General features: G+C 43.2%; 16 protein-coding genes. 4 read left to right on the top strand and 12 right to left on the bottom strand.

Annotation, left to right across the window (positions count from 1 at the left end; translation table 11 throughout):
- Positions 1 to 59 precede the first annotated feature (59 nt).
- The 7 genes from AACT21_RS10775 to hinT all read right to left on the bottom strand — a co-directional run bounded on the left by AACT21_RS10775 (position 60) and on the right by hinT (position 6,043).
- Positions 60 to 1,349: an NAD(P)/FAD-dependent oxidoreductase gene (locus AACT21_RS10775; RefSeq protein WP_029189790.1), complete on the bottom strand. Its 1,290-nt coding sequence runs from the start codon at positions 1,347 to 1,349 to the stop codon at positions 60 to 62.
- A gap of 354 nt (positions 1,350 to 1,703) precedes the next feature.
- Entirely contained in the window at positions 1,704 to 2,246 is a 543-nt protein-coding gene (gene ycfP, locus AACT21_RS10770; RefSeq protein WP_013856523.1) for an alpha/beta hydrolase YcfP, read from the bottom strand.
- Positions 2,247 to 2,345: 99 nt separating this feature from the next.
- Positions 2,346 to 3,197, bottom strand: a complete 852-nt coding sequence (locus AACT21_RS10765; RefSeq protein WP_231140414.1) for a phosphotransferase — start codon at positions 3,195 to 3,197, stop codon at positions 2,346 to 2,348.
- Positions 3,198 to 3,231: 34 nt separating this feature from the next.
- Positions 3,232 to 3,822, bottom strand: coding sequence for a penicillin-binding protein activator LpoB (gene lpoB, locus AACT21_RS10760; protein WP_013856521.1), 591 nt, complete (start codon positions 3,820 to 3,822; stop codon positions 3,232 to 3,234).
- Positions 3,823 to 3,844: 22 nt separating this feature from the next.
- Positions 3,845 to 4,234, bottom strand: coding sequence for a YcfL family protein (locus AACT21_RS10755; RefSeq protein ID WP_013856520.1), 390 nt, complete (start codon positions 4,232 to 4,234; stop codon positions 3,845 to 3,847).
- Complete coding sequence (locus AACT21_RS10750; RefSeq protein WP_094163863.1) at positions 4,234 to 5,625, bottom strand: COG3014 family protein; 1,392 nt, start codon at positions 5,623 to 5,625, stop codon at positions 4,234 to 4,236. The genes AACT21_RS10755 and AACT21_RS10750 overlap by 1 nt, the downstream gene beginning before the upstream one ends.
- A 67-nt stretch (positions 5,626 to 5,692) precedes the next feature.
- Positions 5,693 to 6,043 (bottom strand): purine nucleoside phosphoramidase, encoded by a 351-nt coding sequence (hinT, locus tag AACT21_RS10745; RefSeq protein ID WP_026027183.1) that lies wholly within the window; start codon positions 6,041 to 6,043, stop codon positions 5,693 to 5,695.
- 357 nt (positions 6,044 to 6,400) lie between these two features.
- On the opposite strand from hinT, the gene AACT21_RS10740 reads away from it, so the two are divergent.
- Positions 6,401 to 8,392, top strand: coding sequence for a methyl-accepting chemotaxis protein (locus tag AACT21_RS10740; RefSeq protein WP_026027184.1), 1,992 nt, complete (start codon positions 6,401 to 6,403; stop codon positions 8,390 to 8,392).
- Between the two features lie 176 nt (positions 8,393 to 8,568).
- Positions 8,569 to 9,729, top strand: a complete 1,161-nt coding sequence (locus AACT21_RS10735) for a DUF1887 family protein (protein ID WP_017050397.1) — start codon at positions 8,569 to 8,571, stop codon at positions 9,727 to 9,729.
- Positions 9,730 to 9,781: 52 nt separating this feature from the next.
- Here AACT21_RS10735 and fadR read toward each other — a convergent pair whose 3' ends face one another.
- Positions 9,782 to 10,621 (bottom strand): fatty acid metabolism transcriptional regulator FadR, encoded by an 840-nt coding sequence (gene fadR / locus AACT21_RS10730; RefSeq protein WP_010319711.1) that lies wholly within the window; start codon positions 10,619 to 10,621, stop codon positions 9,782 to 9,784.
- A 655-nt stretch (positions 10,622 to 11,276) separates the two neighbouring features.
- Between fadR and nhaB the strand changes: the two genes are divergently transcribed.
- Positions 11,277 to 12,866, top strand: coding sequence for a Na(+)/H(+) antiporter NhaB (nhaB, locus tag AACT21_RS10725; protein ID WP_094163861.1), 1,590 nt, complete (start codon positions 11,277 to 11,279; stop codon positions 12,864 to 12,866).
- A gap of 75 nt (positions 12,867 to 12,941) precedes the next feature.
- Positions 12,942 to 13,481, top strand: a complete 540-nt coding sequence (dsbB, locus tag AACT21_RS10720; RefSeq protein ID WP_094163859.1) for a disulfide bond formation protein DsbB — start codon at positions 12,942 to 12,944, stop codon at positions 13,479 to 13,481.
- A gap of 61 nt (positions 13,482 to 13,542) precedes the next feature.
- On the opposite strand, the gene bioD is transcribed toward dsbB, so the two are convergent.
- Genes bioD through bioB form a run of 4 tightly spaced genes read right to left on the bottom strand, consistent with a single transcriptional unit; the run spans position 13,543 to position 17,219 of the window.
- On the bottom strand, positions 13,543 to 14,229 hold the full coding sequence (gene bioD / locus AACT21_RS10715; protein WP_170898594.1) for a dethiobiotin synthase: 687 nt from the start codon (positions 14,227 to 14,229) through the stop codon (positions 13,543 to 13,545).
- The gene (bioC, locus tag AACT21_RS10710) at positions 14,226 to 15,029 is read right to left on the bottom strand and encodes a malonyl-ACP O-methyltransferase BioC (protein WP_094163857.1); all 804 of its coding nucleotides are present in this window, start codon (positions 15,027 to 15,029) and stop codon (positions 14,226 to 14,228) included. Before bioC ends, bioD begins: the two co-directional genes overlap by 4 nt.
- Before the next feature lie 2 nt (positions 15,030 to 15,031).
- Positions 15,032 to 16,195 (bottom strand): 8-amino-7-oxononanoate synthase, encoded by a 1,164-nt coding sequence (gene bioF, locus AACT21_RS10705; protein ID WP_094163855.1) that lies wholly within the window; start codon positions 16,193 to 16,195, stop codon positions 15,032 to 15,034.
- Positions 16,167 to 17,219 carry a biotin synthase BioB gene (bioB, locus tag AACT21_RS10700; RefSeq protein WP_013856509.1) on the bottom strand — a complete coding sequence of 351 codons (1,053 nt, stop codon included), beginning with the start codon at positions 17,217 to 17,219 and terminating at the stop codon, positions 16,167 to 16,169. The genes bioF and bioB overlap by 29 nt, the downstream gene beginning before the upstream one ends.
- Between the last annotated feature and the right edge of the window lie 54 nt (positions 17,220 to 17,273).

Here is a 17,273-nt window from a genome sequence, read left to right as displayed (position 1 = left end):
ACAAAAAACCTCGCCTTTTAACAAAGGCGAGGTTTTTTATGGCTAGTACGCTGGGAATATTAGTGAAGCTTTAAGTTTGGACGCAACACACGATTAATACGGCCAACTAACATCATCAACCCTGTTTTGAACATACCGTGTAGCGCCATTTGGTGCATGCGATACAAAGAAATGTACACTACTCGCGCAATACGACCTTCAACCATCATCGAGCCTTTGGTTAAATTACCCATTAAGCTACCAACGGTAGAAAAACGACTTAATGAAACCAACGAACCGTGATCTTTATAAACATACGGTTTGAGCTCACGCCCGTTAAGCTTAGCAACAATATTCTTGAACGCTTGGCTTGCCATTTGGTGCGCTGCTTGTGCACGAGGTGGCACAAATGAACCATCGGCTTGTGTACATTGTGCTAAATCACCGATCACAAAAATATCGTCATCTCTTGTGGTTTGTAAGGTGTTTTTTACCACTAACTGATTAATGCGGTTTGTTTCCAAACCGGAAATCTCTTTCATAAAGTCCGGTGCTTTGATACCAGCAGCCCACACCATGATCTGAGCGGGAATCTTTTCGCCATCTTTAGTTGTTAGGCCATCCTTATCTGCTCGCGTGACCATAGTCGCAGTACGAACGTTGACACCTAATTTCGTTAATTCGCTGTGCGCAGCACTAGAAATGCGAGGTGGAAGAGCGGGTAGAATACGCTCACCCGCTTCCACAAGGTTGACATTCAGTTTGCTTGAATCAAGATCGCCAAAACCATAAGTCCGCAGCTCTTTTACTGCATTATGTAGCTCTGCAGATAATTCAACACCCGTTGCACCTGCGCCAACAATCGCAATATCAACTGTACCGTTACCATTTTTCGCATGAAGTTTTAGAAACTCATTGTTCATTTCAGTACGAAAACGATTTGCCTGTTCAGGGCTATCAAGGAAGATACAATGCTCACGAACTCCTGGAGTATTGAAGTCGTTAGACGTTGAACCGATTGCCAGCACCAAAATGTCATATTCAAGCTCACGACTTGGCATTAACAATTCACCATGCTCATCTTGCAATTCACTAAGAACAATCACTTTGCGTTCACGATCGATATCAGCAAGACTACCCATTTGGAAATCAAAACGATGATTTTTTGCGTGAGCGCGGTAGCTTAGCGCATCCACTCCTTCATCTAATGAACCCGTTGCCACTTCATGCAATAACGGTTTCCATAAGTGGCTTGCTTTACGATCTACTAATGTGATTTCTGCGCGATTTTTACGGCCAAGAGTGCGACCAAGTTTAGTCGCGAGCTCTAAACCACCCGCGCCACCACCGACTACGATAATTCGTGTCACAACAATAATCCTCAAAAAGAAATAAACATGATTCAGCGTGAAATCTCACACTGAAGGAATTCTCAGTAATGCGCTTGCTTCAGATAAATCTTGTTCAGCAAATGAAGCTATCTTCGCAGCACGTTTCATTAGGATAAATGCATGTAACTACACACAAATTAGGCAAATTTAAGACTTGCTCTCAATTTTTTTTGATATTTATCAAAATATTTATAATTTAATCATTATATAGAGCAAAACTCATGGTGCAACCAAAGAATTCCTCTATTTCACTACGAGACATAGGGGGGTTGGGCCATAAAAAAACGACTCACAATTGTGAGTCGTTCAGTCGAAACTATGATGCACGGATGCTTAATTTGATTCTTTAAATGCCTTCATCGCTTGCAAATGCTGTGAGATTTTCTTGAACTTATGGTTCTGGGTTTCATCCCAAATGATATCGTAGTAGTTTTCGAGCTCTGCTGCTGTTTTGCTGTTGTCATGAATTTCATCTTCTTTAGATAAAATCACTAAACAGCGTCCTTTATTTTTTACCCTGTATTGCTCAACACACTTAGTCGCAATATCTTCATACTCTTCAGGGCGATCGATGCGTCCAGTCATGTTTGTTTCCGGATGCAAGTTAGGATTAAACACCACTTGCTTAATTCCGCATAAGAATCCAATCCGCTCAGACCAGAAGCCGCCGAGGCCTACGCCACAAATAATCGGATGTGGGTCATCAGACAACTCAATCACTTTATGCACTTCTTTTAGAAGATGCTGCATATCGTGTTTGGGATGCTGTGTACTGTAGTTAATAAAACGGACATCGCTGTCAATAAATTGCAATTGCAGTACTTTTTCATGGTTTCCTGGGCTTGTTGAATCAAAACCGTGCAGATAAATAATCATAATAACTCCCCACTCCTTGAGGTTTTAATCTACCACGAAGATTGTGGTTTCAAAGACTTTAACCTTAATTTACTGCAACAAAACGACGAAACAGTGATCCTAGCTACATAATGTGCGTTTTAGATGTTCGGCTTGTTGACGATAATAGTCATCACCCCATAATTGATGTGCTAACAAATACCATAACATGGCCATCATTGTTGCTCTTGGATGCCAAGCCACCACACCTTCGACCCAATCATCGACCCCCACAATCTCACGCAATTGACAATAACGGTAGACCGCCTCTAATGGTTTTTCTTCTGCAACATCAATGCTTAAAGCCAGGTCGAGCCGGGGGTCGGCAATTGAGGCGTATTCCCAATCAATCACGCGGTTACCTTCATCGGTTTTAACCATATTGTAGCCAGCTAAATCAAAGTGACACAAAGTCTGACCAACATCAGCAAGGTTAGGTGCGGTGCGCCAACGTTGATATAAAGCCGACAAGTCCTCACTTTTATACTCAGCTTTGAGCTGTAGCCAATAATGATCAACCCGAGCGATAAAACTGAAAAGGGCAACTGGGATGCGTGCTGTACTGAGATTATGGATCTTTATCTGTGTTTTTAATAGAGAATCGAAAGGTAAACCACCAGTAAGGGATTGGCCATCAATCCATTCAACCAATAATCCTTGATCATTAATGGAAAGTGGCTTGGGGCCTAAGTTAGAAGATTCGATAGCAGAGAGAATTTGATATTCTTGAAAACGCGAAATGGAAAAGGCTTGAGTGATCGGCGTATTAGGCCGCCAAACAAAGCTGCGTTCCTCCGTGACAATTTTCCAACATCGGTTTGTTAACCCCCCTGTCAGCGTTTGTGCGTAGTCAGGGGGAGTAGAGAAGAATCCTTCTAGCGACGTTAAGGTACGATCAAGCTGACAAGCTTCACGCCAAGACATTCTCGCCATAAGGACCTCTTCTCTCAATTACTCAATTTTGTGATTAAAAACCGAGTAAACTTTTTGACTGCTGTTTACGAATTTCGGTTTCATCTGCCCATTCAATAAGGCCGCTTTGAAGATCCATTAAACGCATCGTCATTTTGTAATATACATCTTTATCACTGCTTGCGTTTTTCACAATACTCGACAAGTTGCCATACAGCATATATTGTGCGCCAACCATTTTGCCAAACTGAATAGCGGTACTTTGGTTGACCAACTCATCATTATTTTGGAAATTGAGCTGTTCGCGCACGGCTTCAACACGATCCATGTCGACGAAGCGGAACTTACCTGAATTCAACATCTTAGTACTGATGGTGTCAGTGATAGATTCAGTATCAATGTGCTCACTGGTCTTATTTTTGATTCGCTCGACAAACACGATAGGACGAGAATCACGGGTAATCGCTGCTACCGAACCTGACATCATCATGCTATCAACCATTTCCCCCGCGATTTTTTGTAAATCTGTTGAACCAAAATCAACTGTCGTCGTTTCAACGGATTGTGCATCTCCGTAGCTGACTTTATTTGAACAGCCGCCCAAAATGACAGCGAGCCCTAGCAATGCGATAATACTTTTGTTCATATTGGTTCCTTACTTTCCCAATTTAATTATTTGACCCACGGATCTGTACGCGAAACTGTTTTCCATTTGGATTGACAGAAATCTCCGACAACGACACCGTCTCCATCCCACTGATTATCTTTTGTTTCCAAGGACTTTGTCTGTTATTGACTTCAAGCCCATCATCGTCATACCAAGAAAAACGGTACTCGATAATTTGGTCACCTTGGTAATGACTCACTAAACGCACAAGTCCCCTCGTATGACCATCCACTTGGTTAGTTGCAATGTCTTCAACAACCAAGCGATTACCTAATACATTGTCGCCAAATAGCACTTTTTGCGAAGCGCCATCAACTCTTAATCCTGCGGTATTTTCAGCACATCCAATCAATGAGAATGTGACTAACAGTCCCAATATCCACTTTTTCATTACAATCTTCCTAGTTGTTTATGCCAGATGGTTGAATGACGTCCCTGACGAGAAACCCACACCAAAGTGGTGCCTTTTTCCGGTACAGAAAACTGATATTCTTGCTCTCCCACCCTTATCTGTTGCTCGCCTGCATTGACTTGCAGACTGGCCGTTTGCACCAGCCCTGGCAGCGTTAGCCAACTGCGCGTATCGGGCTGCTCTGTCAGCAGATTCCAAACGTTGAAGACTAAATTACCAACATTGTCATCTTTGGCCGCTTCCTTGCGCAATTGATCTTTCGCCAGCACTCTCAACACTTGCCTTATTACTATAGAGGGCATTTTCTCAGACAAGTTTCGACTTGCCATTAAATTCACATCCGTCAGAAAATGAGAAGTGAGTACTTTGTCATTCATCTTCAGTGATGAAAATGATTCAGCGGGTGTATTCGGATAATAAGGTAAGGCAAGAGAATACAATGCACCATTTCCTCTGCTGTCATACAAGGGTAAAGATTGACGCCAGCTATCTAAGGCTTTCACCACACTCTGCTCTTCTATTATAAGCACACGACCTTGAGAAGCAGTCAGTGAATGAGATTTCCCGTAGCGTTTCTCTAATTGGATTAGGTCTTCTCTCATCCCTAATCGTTTCGCAACGCGTAATGTACCCTCTATAACCTCAATATTATCGGGAGTGACTGCCAAAGCGCGTCGATAGTCGACATAGGCACTGTTAAGATCACCAGAGGCTTCATAAAGCAAAGCAGAAAGGTAAAAAAGGTAACCATTCTGCACCGCCTGCAAAGCTTTTCCTGCATCAGGGTAGTTTGCTAGTACGCTGCCTAAGTTTGGTGTCACACCTTGTGATTTTAGCTCTTTTTGCGCCTTTTCAAGTTCCGCTTCTCTAGCCTGCCTTGCTTGCTCTTGTACCTGATTCGCTCGCCGAACCTCAACCAGAGCTCCATCCAAATCATTCTGTTGTAAATAATTTAAACCGAGATAAAGATGTAAAAAACCGAGTTCATAATCCGCAGGAACGTATTCCATCAAGTTATCATTCACAGCCAACGCACCGACACTTGTCGCCGTATCACTTAGTGAAATCAATGCCTTATCTTGTTGAATTTTAACCGCAGAATCACTCAATTCGAAACTACGCTTACTGTCTACATAATTCTGGTTAAGAAAATGGACTCGCCCTTTTTCCAGATTGTCCAGAATGTCACCCGCGACAAATTCCGCAAGTTCATTCTCCGCATCTTGATACTGCCCAGATTTAACTGACTGATAGACAGAGCCATTTTGAGCACTGTAATGACTAAACAAGTTTCCCGCAGAAAAATTAGCACAGGCATTGAGAAAAAAAGGCGATAAAAAAACCGTAATATGTCGCACGTAACGCTTCACTCAATACTCCATATTTAACTCTAATCGTATCAATCGAGCGCCCAATAGTGGCTGGGCGACCCATGCATTAGCTCATCAAAAGCGGACCCAACGGGCGACCACCAACCAAGTGCATATGAATGTGGTAAACCTCTTGGCCACCATGAGCGTTACAATTCACTATCAAGCGATAGCCATCTTGTGCAATACCTTCTTGTTGAGCGATTTTTTTTGCCACTGTAAACATACGTCCCATAGCCGCTTCATGCTCAGGTTCAACATCGTTGGTCGTCGGAATAAACGCATTGGGAATGATAAGAATATGGCTAGGCGCTCTAGGGTTAATGTCCCGAAAGGCGGTCACTAAATCATCTTGATAGAGGATATCTGCAGGAATTTCTTTACGGATAATTTTGCTAAAAATGGTTTCTTCAGCCATGAAATACTCCACTAATAAATAGGATTACGCAGTCACATCAAAGTACATTAGATCGAGATAAGTGGTTCAAGGCTAATACCTAAGTGGGTCACGACAACATATCGACAACCGATAGAACCGACACTAATTTGACCTTAATGCTACTGAATATAATAGGTGTGTAGTTGGATTTGAGTATGCGTGAACCCTGTCAAAAGCTCAATAAAAAACACCGTACGCGTAGCATAAATGACAGAACACTAATATAAAAAATGCGTTTTGCCAGGCCCGTCATAAAATGTACGTCTCACATTCAATACAATACTCATTATTTTGTTATTTTTTAAAACAAAACACTATTTTTCTAGGGAGAGGATTATGAAGGGTTCAGTGATTAGGCGAATGTACGCTGGTTTCACACTGATCATCATCATGTTTGCAGTAACGACCGCCATTATGATGGGAGGAATGAATCAAATTCATTCTAATTTCGAAAGTGTATCAACCACCGCCTTACCGCTCGTTTCTTTGTCAAACAAAACAAGTGTTCAACTGCTTTCTGCCGATAAATCTTTTAAGGACTTTTTGACGACACAAAACCAAGATCGCATGAATGTGATGCGTTCAGAATTTGCTAAAGCAAAACAAGATTTTGCTGACGTGCTAAACCAGCTCCAACAAGCAAGTGCAATGAACCCCTCTCTTGAAGAGCGGATAAGCCAACTTAAACAGATGGAACTCCGCTACTTTTCAGAAGCAGAACAAGCCATGAATAATTATCAGGCGATGTTTGAGGCGCAAGCTCAAGTGCAAAAATCAACTCGTGAATTTCAAAGACTTCATGCCGATTTAAGCACCGGAATGAAAGATTTTGTCGATGGGCAAAATAGTATTTCAGTTAAAGTCATGGCGAAAAGTTATTTCATTAAATTGAAAGATGCGGAATTAATCACTTCAGACGCTTTGGCCAGTTCGGATGTCGCCTTTGTTGACAAGGCCGTCACCATGAATAAAAAAGCGGTCACGCACCTCAACTACGCTTACCGAGGCTTATCGACCCAATTACCTGAACTGAAAAAAACATTTGACGATCTCGTCCAAAAGTTCTCTCAAGATATTGGGCAAAAGGGTGGTGTGCTTGATCAACACAATAGTTACTTACTAGCGAAAACAGCCCTTTATGAAAACATTGCGAATTTGGCTATCGAGGTCGATAAAGCAATGACGATTTTAGACTCTTTTAACGATACTGCGACCGACGGTTTAAATGCCTCTCTGCGAGAAGCCGGGGAAGTCTATAAGCAAGGAGTTATTAAAGCGATCGTGATTGGTATTGCGGTTGTGCTAGTGGCTACAGGAATTGGTTACCACATTGCGCAAAGTGTTCGTGAGCCGTTAAATCGTATACTCAAAACGCTAGAAGGGCTGACAAAAGGGGATATGACACAACGCATTGAAATTCGTTACAACAACGAGTTTAGTCGCTTAAGTGGCCACATCAATTCGCTAGCAGATAATTTGCACCATATTTTGGTGCAGTTGAATGATGCTTCTGAAAATTTAACCAACACAGCTAACCATAACCAAACCACCTCTTCAAAAGCACAGTCACAACTCAGCACCCAACGTGAGCAAACCGCGAGCGTGGCAACCGCAATGACAGAAATGGCTCATTCAGTGCAAGAAGTAGCGCAAAGTGCTCAAAGTTCGCTAGAGATGGTGCAGAAAGTTGAATCGGCTTCTGAATCGGGCCGTAAAATTATGAGTGACAATATCACTACTATTAATCAATTGGAGACTCGCTTAAATCAATCGGTTGATGCTGTCGGTGAACTACAAAAGATGAGCAGCCAAATTGGTTCTATCTTGGATGTGATTCGTAATATTGCAGAACAAACTAACTTATTGGCGCTCAATGCCGCGATTGAAGCTGCTCGTGCTGGAGAGCAAGGGCGCGGGTTTGCAGTCGTAGCTGACGAAGTTCGTGTTTTGGCAAAACGCACAACAGATTCGACGTCTGAAATTGAAAGTATGATCAGCAACTTGCAATCCAGCTCATCTTCTGCCAGTACTGTTATTGAAAGCTGCATGACTGATATGGAACTTTCTGTCGAACAAGCATCAACGGCGAATAGCGCAATGGAAGAGATCCAAGCGTTAATTCTAGAAATCAGTCAGATGAGTACTCATATTACACAAGCGGCCGCCGAGCAAAGTGAAACAACCGGTGACATTGCACGCAGTATCGAGGATATTAATTTAATCGCTGATGGTAGCTATCAAGCCATGTCTCAAATTGCACAGGCAAGCGCCAACCTAACTCAGCTTGCTAATCAGCAGAATGAATTAGTCCATCGTTTTACATTATGAGTGACCGTTAACAAACTCAACCCCATTTGTAAGTTACATGTAAATTATGTCTCAAGGGCGGCTTTTAATCTAAAGTCGCCCTTGTTTTTTTGATGCCACATCGTTATATGATAACTATCGGCTTGCGCATTATTATCTACCTCCTACTCTTTGCAAGCCAAACATGAGGATGATCTATGGCTGTTCATGTTGGCATTATCGACCAAGACCCTATTCGCTTGGTTACTCCCCTGCTTGATAATCGAACGGTAAGTTCGCACATTGTCTTCATCGGTGATCAAGACCAAAAATCAATGTATTTACGTTTACACTCGGTATTGAGTCAGCGCGACATCACTTCTGAGTTTTTTGAAATCCCATCAGGTTCCAATACCTCAGCAATCAAACAAGCTATCCAGTTTTTAGCGGAAGATTTGAAAGCCAGATACGACGAAGTCAAGCTGAACGCAAGTTGTGGTTTGAGACATCGTTTATTATCCGTTTATGAGGTGTTCCGTAGCTATCAATGGCCTATTTTTGTCGTCGAACCGAACAGTGATCAGCTGTGTTGGCTTTATCCCGATGGTCAAAATAATACCCAAGTGCAAGACCACATTACCATTTCAGATTACTTAACCATTTTTGGTGCACGGGGTGAATTTAGTGAGCATCATATTCCGCCACAACTTGACCAAAAACTTTACGAACTCGGCGAGCGCTGGGCAAGTAATGCATTAGAACTTGGTCCTGGTTTAGCCACATTAAACTATTTAGCGACGACATGCCGCAAAGAGCAGCGGCTAGATGTTGCACTTTCAGAAAAACAACAAGGGTATCGTGAACTTCATATTCTGTTGACCGATCTGGTCGAAGCACAAATCGCCACCTATCAAAATGGCATTTTAACCTTCGCCAACGAAGATGCGCGCCGATTTTCCAATGGAGAATGGTTAGAAACATTAGTGCACAGTACAATAAGACAGATCCAAGATGATATGCCAACCATTCAAGATCGCTCTTTGAATGTTCAAGTCTACCGTCAATTAGGTGAGCGAGAAGTCAGAAATGAACTCGATGTCGCTACAGTGGTGAATAACAAACTGCATATTATTGAATGTAAAACGAAAGGTATGCGTGATGACGGCGATGATACGCTTTACAAGCTAGAATCATTACGTGATTTGCTTGGTGGGCTACAAGCTCGCGCTATGCTCGTGAGCTTTCGCCCACTCCGCCATAATGACATTACTCGTGCAGAAGATTTAGGGTTGGCCTTAATCGGCCCAGATGAACTGAAAGATTTAAAATTACATTTAGCCGCTTGGTTTAAAGAAGCGGGTGGTAACGAAGATATCTAACCTACAAAAAAGCCCGTTTCATACGGGCTTTTTTTACAGTAAAACGAATTTTCTAATGATCATCTTCTGTAAAATTTGTCGGTAACGTTGTTTTCATTTGATTCCATATGTGAGCGCTGTCAATGCCGTAATGACGGATCACAATCGGTAACTGCTCACGATTGCCACTTTCACATACTGCTAATAATTCACGGTAAAACTGCAAGGCTAACTCGCGTGCTTCTGGATTAGAGAAATAATAGCTGCCGACTCGGTCATATAATTTCTTTAGCCCATTAAAAATCAAACCATAAATTTGATTTCCTGAGTGAAACGCTAAACGCTGAAATAACATGTAATCGTAAAAGTTAAAGGTTTTCGCAATCAATATTTGCTGACGTTTATATTCGTCTTTTTCACCATCATCTTTAATATGCTGCTGGATTTTCTGTGCATAAGGAGATAACTCCATAAAAGAATCCCAAGATTTGGCACTTAATAGTGCTTCACAGCTTTCGATAACATTAGTAATAGTGCGCTCGGCAGGCTCTTTGTTCACTTTAAATGCATAACGCATAAATATGGGGCTAATATTTGTCCGAGCCGCAAGTAAGTCTTCCACAATACTGGTGGCATTTTCAGCATCGAGCGTCATTAATGTATCTAATATGTGTAAACCGGAAGTTTCCATAAATTGGTTTACTTTTGTTGGCTTACCATGCTGTATAGTCAACCAACCATCACGGGCTAAGCGTTGTAATACTTCTCGAAGCGTTGTACGTGTTACACCAATTAATTCTGAAAGTTCGCGCTCTGCAGGTAAGATAGAACCCGGTGCAAAGCGACCATTCCAAATGCTCTCAATTATGTATTTTTCAGCAAAACCTGCTGGGCTTTTTGCCTTAATGACCATTAAGTACTTATCCAGTTTTCTATTTATTTGGGTCGAATGGGACTCATCATACCACTAGTTGAACGTTATCGGAAACAAACCATCCGCGAAGTTATCACAAACAAAATAGAGCTTAAACTCTAATTTATTCATCTCGTTTATGAACAATACCGAGTCAATGAAATAGTATTTTTTAGCAGTTCTTCAAAAGGAAGAACACATAAGAGTAGAAAAAATAAAGAGATATAACTCACATTAATAAACTTAAAATAATCAATTTAAGCTTGCAAAATTCGCTCTTTTTAGTCATTTAGATGCCTATTACCTTAACTCCACTTCAAAATACGGCTCGGCGTGAATTTTTCACAACTCTTATGCTATGCTTACCCAACTTTGATCGCGTTTTTGACCAAAATATCGGTAAGTGTTTTATCAATAACCTGATTATTATTGACTAAAAAAGCTTGCGGAGTAGAGTGACGGTCGAAGTAAGGATTGCTTGTCTCACTCAAGGAGTGTCTTGGTAAAACCATAATCCCTAAACGGTTTGTTGTTTCGCTAGAACATTGCCGATAGATACTGTTTTCGTGTTTAACACGTTCTATTTGGCCACTTCACATAATGAATTAAAGATAAGCTGACAGCGTCTATCATCTCAACAGTAAGAGAACTACCCATGCCGATGTCCCTCGGAAGCGCTTTTCTCAAGAACTTTCTTGGTAAAGCCCCTGACTGGTACAAAGTTGCCATTATTGCTTTTCTCATTATCAACCCGATTGTTTTCTTTTTGGTCGACCCATTTATTGCTGGTTGGCTACTTGTGGTTGAATTCATTTTCACCCTAGCGATGGCGCTTAAATGCTATCCCCTACAACCTGGTGGCTTACTGGCTATCGAAGCTATCGCCATTGGGATGACCAGTGCAGAGCAAGTAAAACATGAGCTTGTGAATAACATCGAAGTTCTGCTGCTACTGGTGTTTATGGTGGCTGGTATCTATTTCATGAAACAGCTATTGCTGTTCATCTTCACCAAAATACTACTTGGTATTCGTTCAAAAGCGATGCTTTCGGTCGCCTTTTGCATTACAGCTGCTTTCCTGTCTGCATTTTTGGATGCCTTAACAGTTATTGCCGTGGTCATCAGTGTCGCCGTCGGGTTTTACTCGATTTATCACAAAGTGGCATCGGGACAAGGGACAAGCTCCGCTCATGACCATACTCAAGATGAGCATATATCAGAACTAACACGTGATGACCTAGAAAACTATCGTGCGTTTTTGCGCTCACTACTGATGCATGCTGGCGTAGGTACCGCTTTAGGCGGGGTGATGACCATGGTTGGTGAACCACAAAACTTGATCATCGCCGATCAAGCAGGTTGGTTTTTTGGCGAGTTTATCATCCGTATGTCTCCGGTAACCGTACCTGTTTTTCTCTGTGGTATTTTGACCTGTGTATTGGTTGAAAAGCTGAAGCTATTTGGTTACGGCGCAGAATTACCCGTTAACGTTCGTCAAATTCTGGTCGATTTTGACACGGCTGAGCGCAAAAATCGAACCAATCAAGACGTCGCAAAACTTTGGATCCAAGGCGCTATTGCTGTCTGGCTGATTGTTGGATTGGCACTGCACTTAGCGGCAGTGGGATTGATTGGTCTTTCAGTTATTATTTTGGCGACAGCATTTACTGGTGTGATAGAAGAACATTCGCTAGGCAAAGCATTTGAAGAAGCCCTACCCTTTACGGCGCTGCTGGCGGTATTCTTCTCCATCGTAGCCGTAATTATCGATCAACAACTCTTTAAACCAGTTATCGATGCTGTGTTGAATGTTGAAGATAAAGGGGCTCAGCTTGCTCTCTTCTATGTGGCTAACGGGCTTTTGTCGATGGTTTCGGATAACGTTTTCGTTGGCACTGTCTATATTAATGAAGTCAAAACAGCGCTACTAGAAGGTGTTATCACGCGTGACCAATTCGATTTATTGGCTGTCGCGATTAACACAGGTACGAACTTACCGTCAGTAGCAACACCAAACGGCCAAGCCGCTTTCTTATTCTTATTAACATCAGCACTTGCACCATTGATCCGCCTTTCTTATGGCAAAATGGTCATCATGGCTCTGCCCTACACGATTGTATTGGCATTAGTTGGCCTGTTTGGCATTGTCTTCTTAGTTGAACCCATGACTGCGCATTTTTATGACTTAGGGTGGATTACGCACCATTCAGCCAAAGCAGTTCAAGCCATCTCTGCCGGGCATTAAAATATTCGGTTGATAATGAAACTTATCTAAGTTAAAAAGCTCTGAACTATCAGGGCTTTTTATTCTTTACAGGTATTGAATGTGACTTTTTTTTCTACTCTGAAACTGTTCTCTCAATCGAGAAAATCTTGGTTTTTATTACTTCTTTTTGTGGTTTTTTTTGAGGCTTGTGCGCTTTTTTTTCAGCACATCATGATGCTCGCACCGTGTGTGATGTGCATTTATGAACGTGTGGCGATGCTAGGAATTGGCGGAGCGGCTCTGCTTGGCTTAATCGCACCCAATAATCCGATTGTTCGTTGGATTGGACTCGTTACTTGGGGAGCCAGTGCTTATAAAGGTTTGACCTTAGCTCTGCAACATGTGGATTACCAATTCAACCCTTCTCCTTTTGCCACTTGTGATTTATTTGTCACTTTCCCCAGTTGGGCACCACTCAATCAATGGGCACCTTGGATGTTCGAAGCTTACGGTGACTGTTCGAAAGTGGTATGGCAATTTTTAACGCTTTCCATGCCACAGTGGCTAGTGGTCATCTATGCTGCTAACTTGCTGGTGCTCGCTTTTGTTGTTTTAGCTCAGTTCACGAAAACCCACGTCAATAAGCTGCGGTAATAACCTGCTTGATCAAAAAAGGCATCTCGCTAAGAGATGCCCTTTGGCCGATTCACATCGCTTACTCTGACGCAAGCAGCGGATCAACATTAATATACTTACCAATTTGTTGCCGTTTTACCGTTGGCACATAGGGTATTTCACCAAGCTTAGGCGCTGGAATGCGCGATTCCAACATTGCAATAATTTCAGCGTAATGCTCAGTTCCTGGGTTCACTCGGTTGGCTACCCAGCCAACAATCTTCAACCCGTCGGCAATAATACTTTCCGCTGTTAAAATTGCATGGCTTAAGCAACCTAGTTTAATCCCTACCACTAATACCACTGGTAGCTGTTCTTGTTTAACCCAAGTAGACAAGCAGTCCGTATCAGAGATCGGAACACGCCAACCACCAGCACCTTCGATCAACACAATGTCAGCATTCGCTTTATGCTTAGCTAATTTGCTACTGAGTACGCCATAATCAATCTCGACCTGTTCATGTTTTGCTGCGATATGTGGTGATGTAGGGAGCGCTAAAGAATATGGATTCACATCACCATAGGGCATCTCTTTGGTTGCCGCTTTCATCAGATGTAATGCATCTGAGTTGCGTAAGCCAAATTCCGTTTTTTCGCTACCAGCGGCAACGGGTTTGTAGCCAATAGTCACCAAATCCTTGGCGGCTAATGCTTGTAGAATCGCTTTTGAAGCGACCGTTTTTCCAACGTCGGTGTCCGTACCCGCAATAAAAAATGCATCAATCATCGATGTATAACCCCTAAACAAACCTGATAAGTTGCAGGTAGAAGACCTTGATGGTTTTGAAATGCTTGGTATGCCTGCTCAACTTGCAGTAGAGCCTTGCGGCTTGTTAACCCTTGTGAGCGTCCACTTACGTGATTTGCACCAATTCCTTTAAGATCTCTCATCAAGGAAAAAGCTTTGTCATACCAAACTGTGATCGAAGGCAAGTCTAGTTGATGGTGGTAACCGTGAGATTGCGCTAACGCAATTTTTACCTGATTGAGTGTGATGAAATCATTGACGTGTTGATGTGTATCAATTTTTGTCCACGCTTGTTTCAGTTCAAACAGCGAACCGTCCAATAATGTCGAAAAATAAGCCGTCCCTTGTGGTTTCAATACGCGGTGAATTTGTCGCAGTGGTAGAACAAGGTCATCACACCACTGCAGCGCTAAGCTAGAAAAAACGTAATCAAAAGAGGCGTTGGCGAAAGGAAGCGCCTCAGCATCGGCTTGATAATAGGTGACGCCAACATCACCACAACGTATTTTAGCTTGTACTAGCATCTCACTTGAGAGGTCAACACATACCACATACGCCCCTCTACGCCGCAGTTGCTCTGAAAAATAGCCCGTACCACAACCAAGATCGAGCACTCTTTTTCCTACTAGATTGCGCGGCATTTTGTCCAATAAACGGTGCCCTACGTCACGTTGAAAAGCGGCATGTACATCATAATGCTTTGCCGCGCGGCTAAAAGAGTGGGCAATGGCAGCTTTGTCATGCAGCGTATTTATCTCTATTGCATGAGTTTGTGACATATTCAGCTCTCCTCTAGCGCACGTTGCAGTTGTGTGGTTAGTTGCTCTATGTCAGCAATAGTGTGATTGGCAGTTAGAGTGATACGCAATCGGGCACGACCTTGAGCCACCGTTGGTGGGCGAATCGCGGTCAACCAACACCCGTGATGTCGCAATTGTTCGGCGATATTCAATGCTGTTTGCGCCTCACCAACAAGGTAGGGCTTGATTGGCGTTAGCGTTTCAACATAGCCATCGAAACCTTGCATAGATTCAGCGTAATAAGCTTGCAGCTCAGTCAGTTTTTCTCTGCGCCACGGCTGCTGAGTGACCATTGAAATAGCATGAGTTACTGCATAAGCTTGCGCTGGCGGTATGGCTGTAGAATAGACGTGGTGACGAGCAAACTGCGTAAGAAAGTCACCCACCTCTTGATTGCATAAGATAGCTGCACCCGATAACCCTAAGGCTTTGCCAAAGGTCACCACTAAGAGCTGTGGTTTTATTCCTGCCGCACTGCAACTGCCGGCCCCACCCTCGCCCAACACACCGATGCCGTGTGCATCATCGACTGCCAACCACGCTTCACCTTGCAGTGCATCCGTGATTTCGCACAGCGGTGCACAATCACCATCCATGCTAAAGACCCCTTCAGTCACCACTAATGTATGACTATCGCTGTTAAGCTGTTGCTTAAGATGAGTGACATCGTTGTGCCGAAAACGCTTCATACTGGCTGCGCAAAGCATTCCTGCTTCCATCAAAGAGGCGTGGTTAAGTTTATCTTGCAGTAGCAAATCGTCTTTATTGAGCAGGCTAAACAACAGTGCCTGATTGGCACTAAACCCCGATCCAAACAAAATGGCTCGCTCATAACCTAGCCACTCACACAAGTTAGCTTCAAGGTTGCGATGGGCTGAGCTAAAGCCTGTGACCAAAGGAGACGCGCCACTACCGCAACCATACATACTCAGCCCTTGCTGCCAAGCGGCAATCAATTCTGAGTCATGTGCAAGGCCAAGGTAATCGTTACTGGAAAAGTTAAGATACTGGCGGCCATCTTTGCACAATCGAACCTGGTTGCCTCCCTCAAGCTCGATAAGAGAACGAGAAAGCCCAAGATCGTGACGAGCACTGAGCGCCGCTGAAATACGTGAATTAAACGCTGGCATCGTAGAAAAGATCATCTTTAGTAGGACGAGCTGCCACCCGTTTTACGACACGTTCAAGCAGCTCACTTTCTGCAACTTCATCCGGTTTTTGGCTCACTTGTTGGCTATTGATACCCAGTTTTTTAAATAACTGCATATCGCTATCTTCATCAGGATTAGGAGTCGTTAGCAACTTGCAACCGTAGAAAATGGAGTTTGCACCTGCCATAAAGCACAGCGCTTGCATCTGCTCATTCATATTTTCACGTCCAGCCGATAAACGCACCGCCGATTGTGGCATCATGATCCGAGCAACGGCAATCAGACGAATAAAATCAAACGCTTCGACATCTTCAGCTTGCTCTAACGGTGTGCCTTTCACTTTGACCAGCATATTAATCGGTACACTTTCAGGATGGGTTGGTAAGTTCGCTAATTCCACCAACAGGCCAGCGCGGTCATTAGCGCTCTCTCCCATACCGATAATTCCCCCAGAGCAGATCTTCATTCCTGCATCGCGCACGTGCGATAAAGTATCAAGGCGATCTTGATAGGTTCGAGTGGTGATAATGTTGCCATAGTATTCAGGTGAGGTATCTAGGTTGTGGTTATAGTAATCAAGCCCTGCACTGGCCAACTCACTTGCTTGATCAGGCGTTAGCATGCCCAACGTCATACACGTTTCCAAGCCCATCTCTTTCACGCCACTAATCATCTCTTTCAAGAGAGGCATATCACGCGCTTTCGGGTTTTTCCACGCCGCTCCCATGCAAAAGCGGGTCGAGCCAGAGCGCTTCGCTTTTTGCGCCGCGTCTAACACCCGCTCGACTTCCATCAACCGTTCTTTATCAACATCAGTCCGGTAATGCGCACTCTGCGGGCAATATTTACAATCTTCAGGACACGCCCCCGTCTTAATAGAAAGTAACGTGCTGACCTGAACATAATTTTTGGGATGGTATTGACGATGTACTTGCTGCGCTTCAAACAGTAGATCCATAAACGGCTTTTCGACCAGTGCGTTCACCTCAGCAACGGTCCAGTTATGACGAACTTCCACATCTCTTCCTTATTCAGTTTTATTATTTTGTTGCTTGGCTAGTCTACTGACAAG

The organism is Vibrio sp. V08_P9A1T1 (assembly GCF_963874405.1).
In the GTDB taxonomy this organism is placed as follows: Bacteria; Pseudomonadota; Gammaproteobacteria; order Enterobacterales; family Vibrionaceae; genus Vibrio; species Vibrio anguillarum.
The sequence above is the reverse complement of the archived record's forward strand: the minus strand, read 5'-3'. Positions and strand labels throughout refer to the sequence as shown.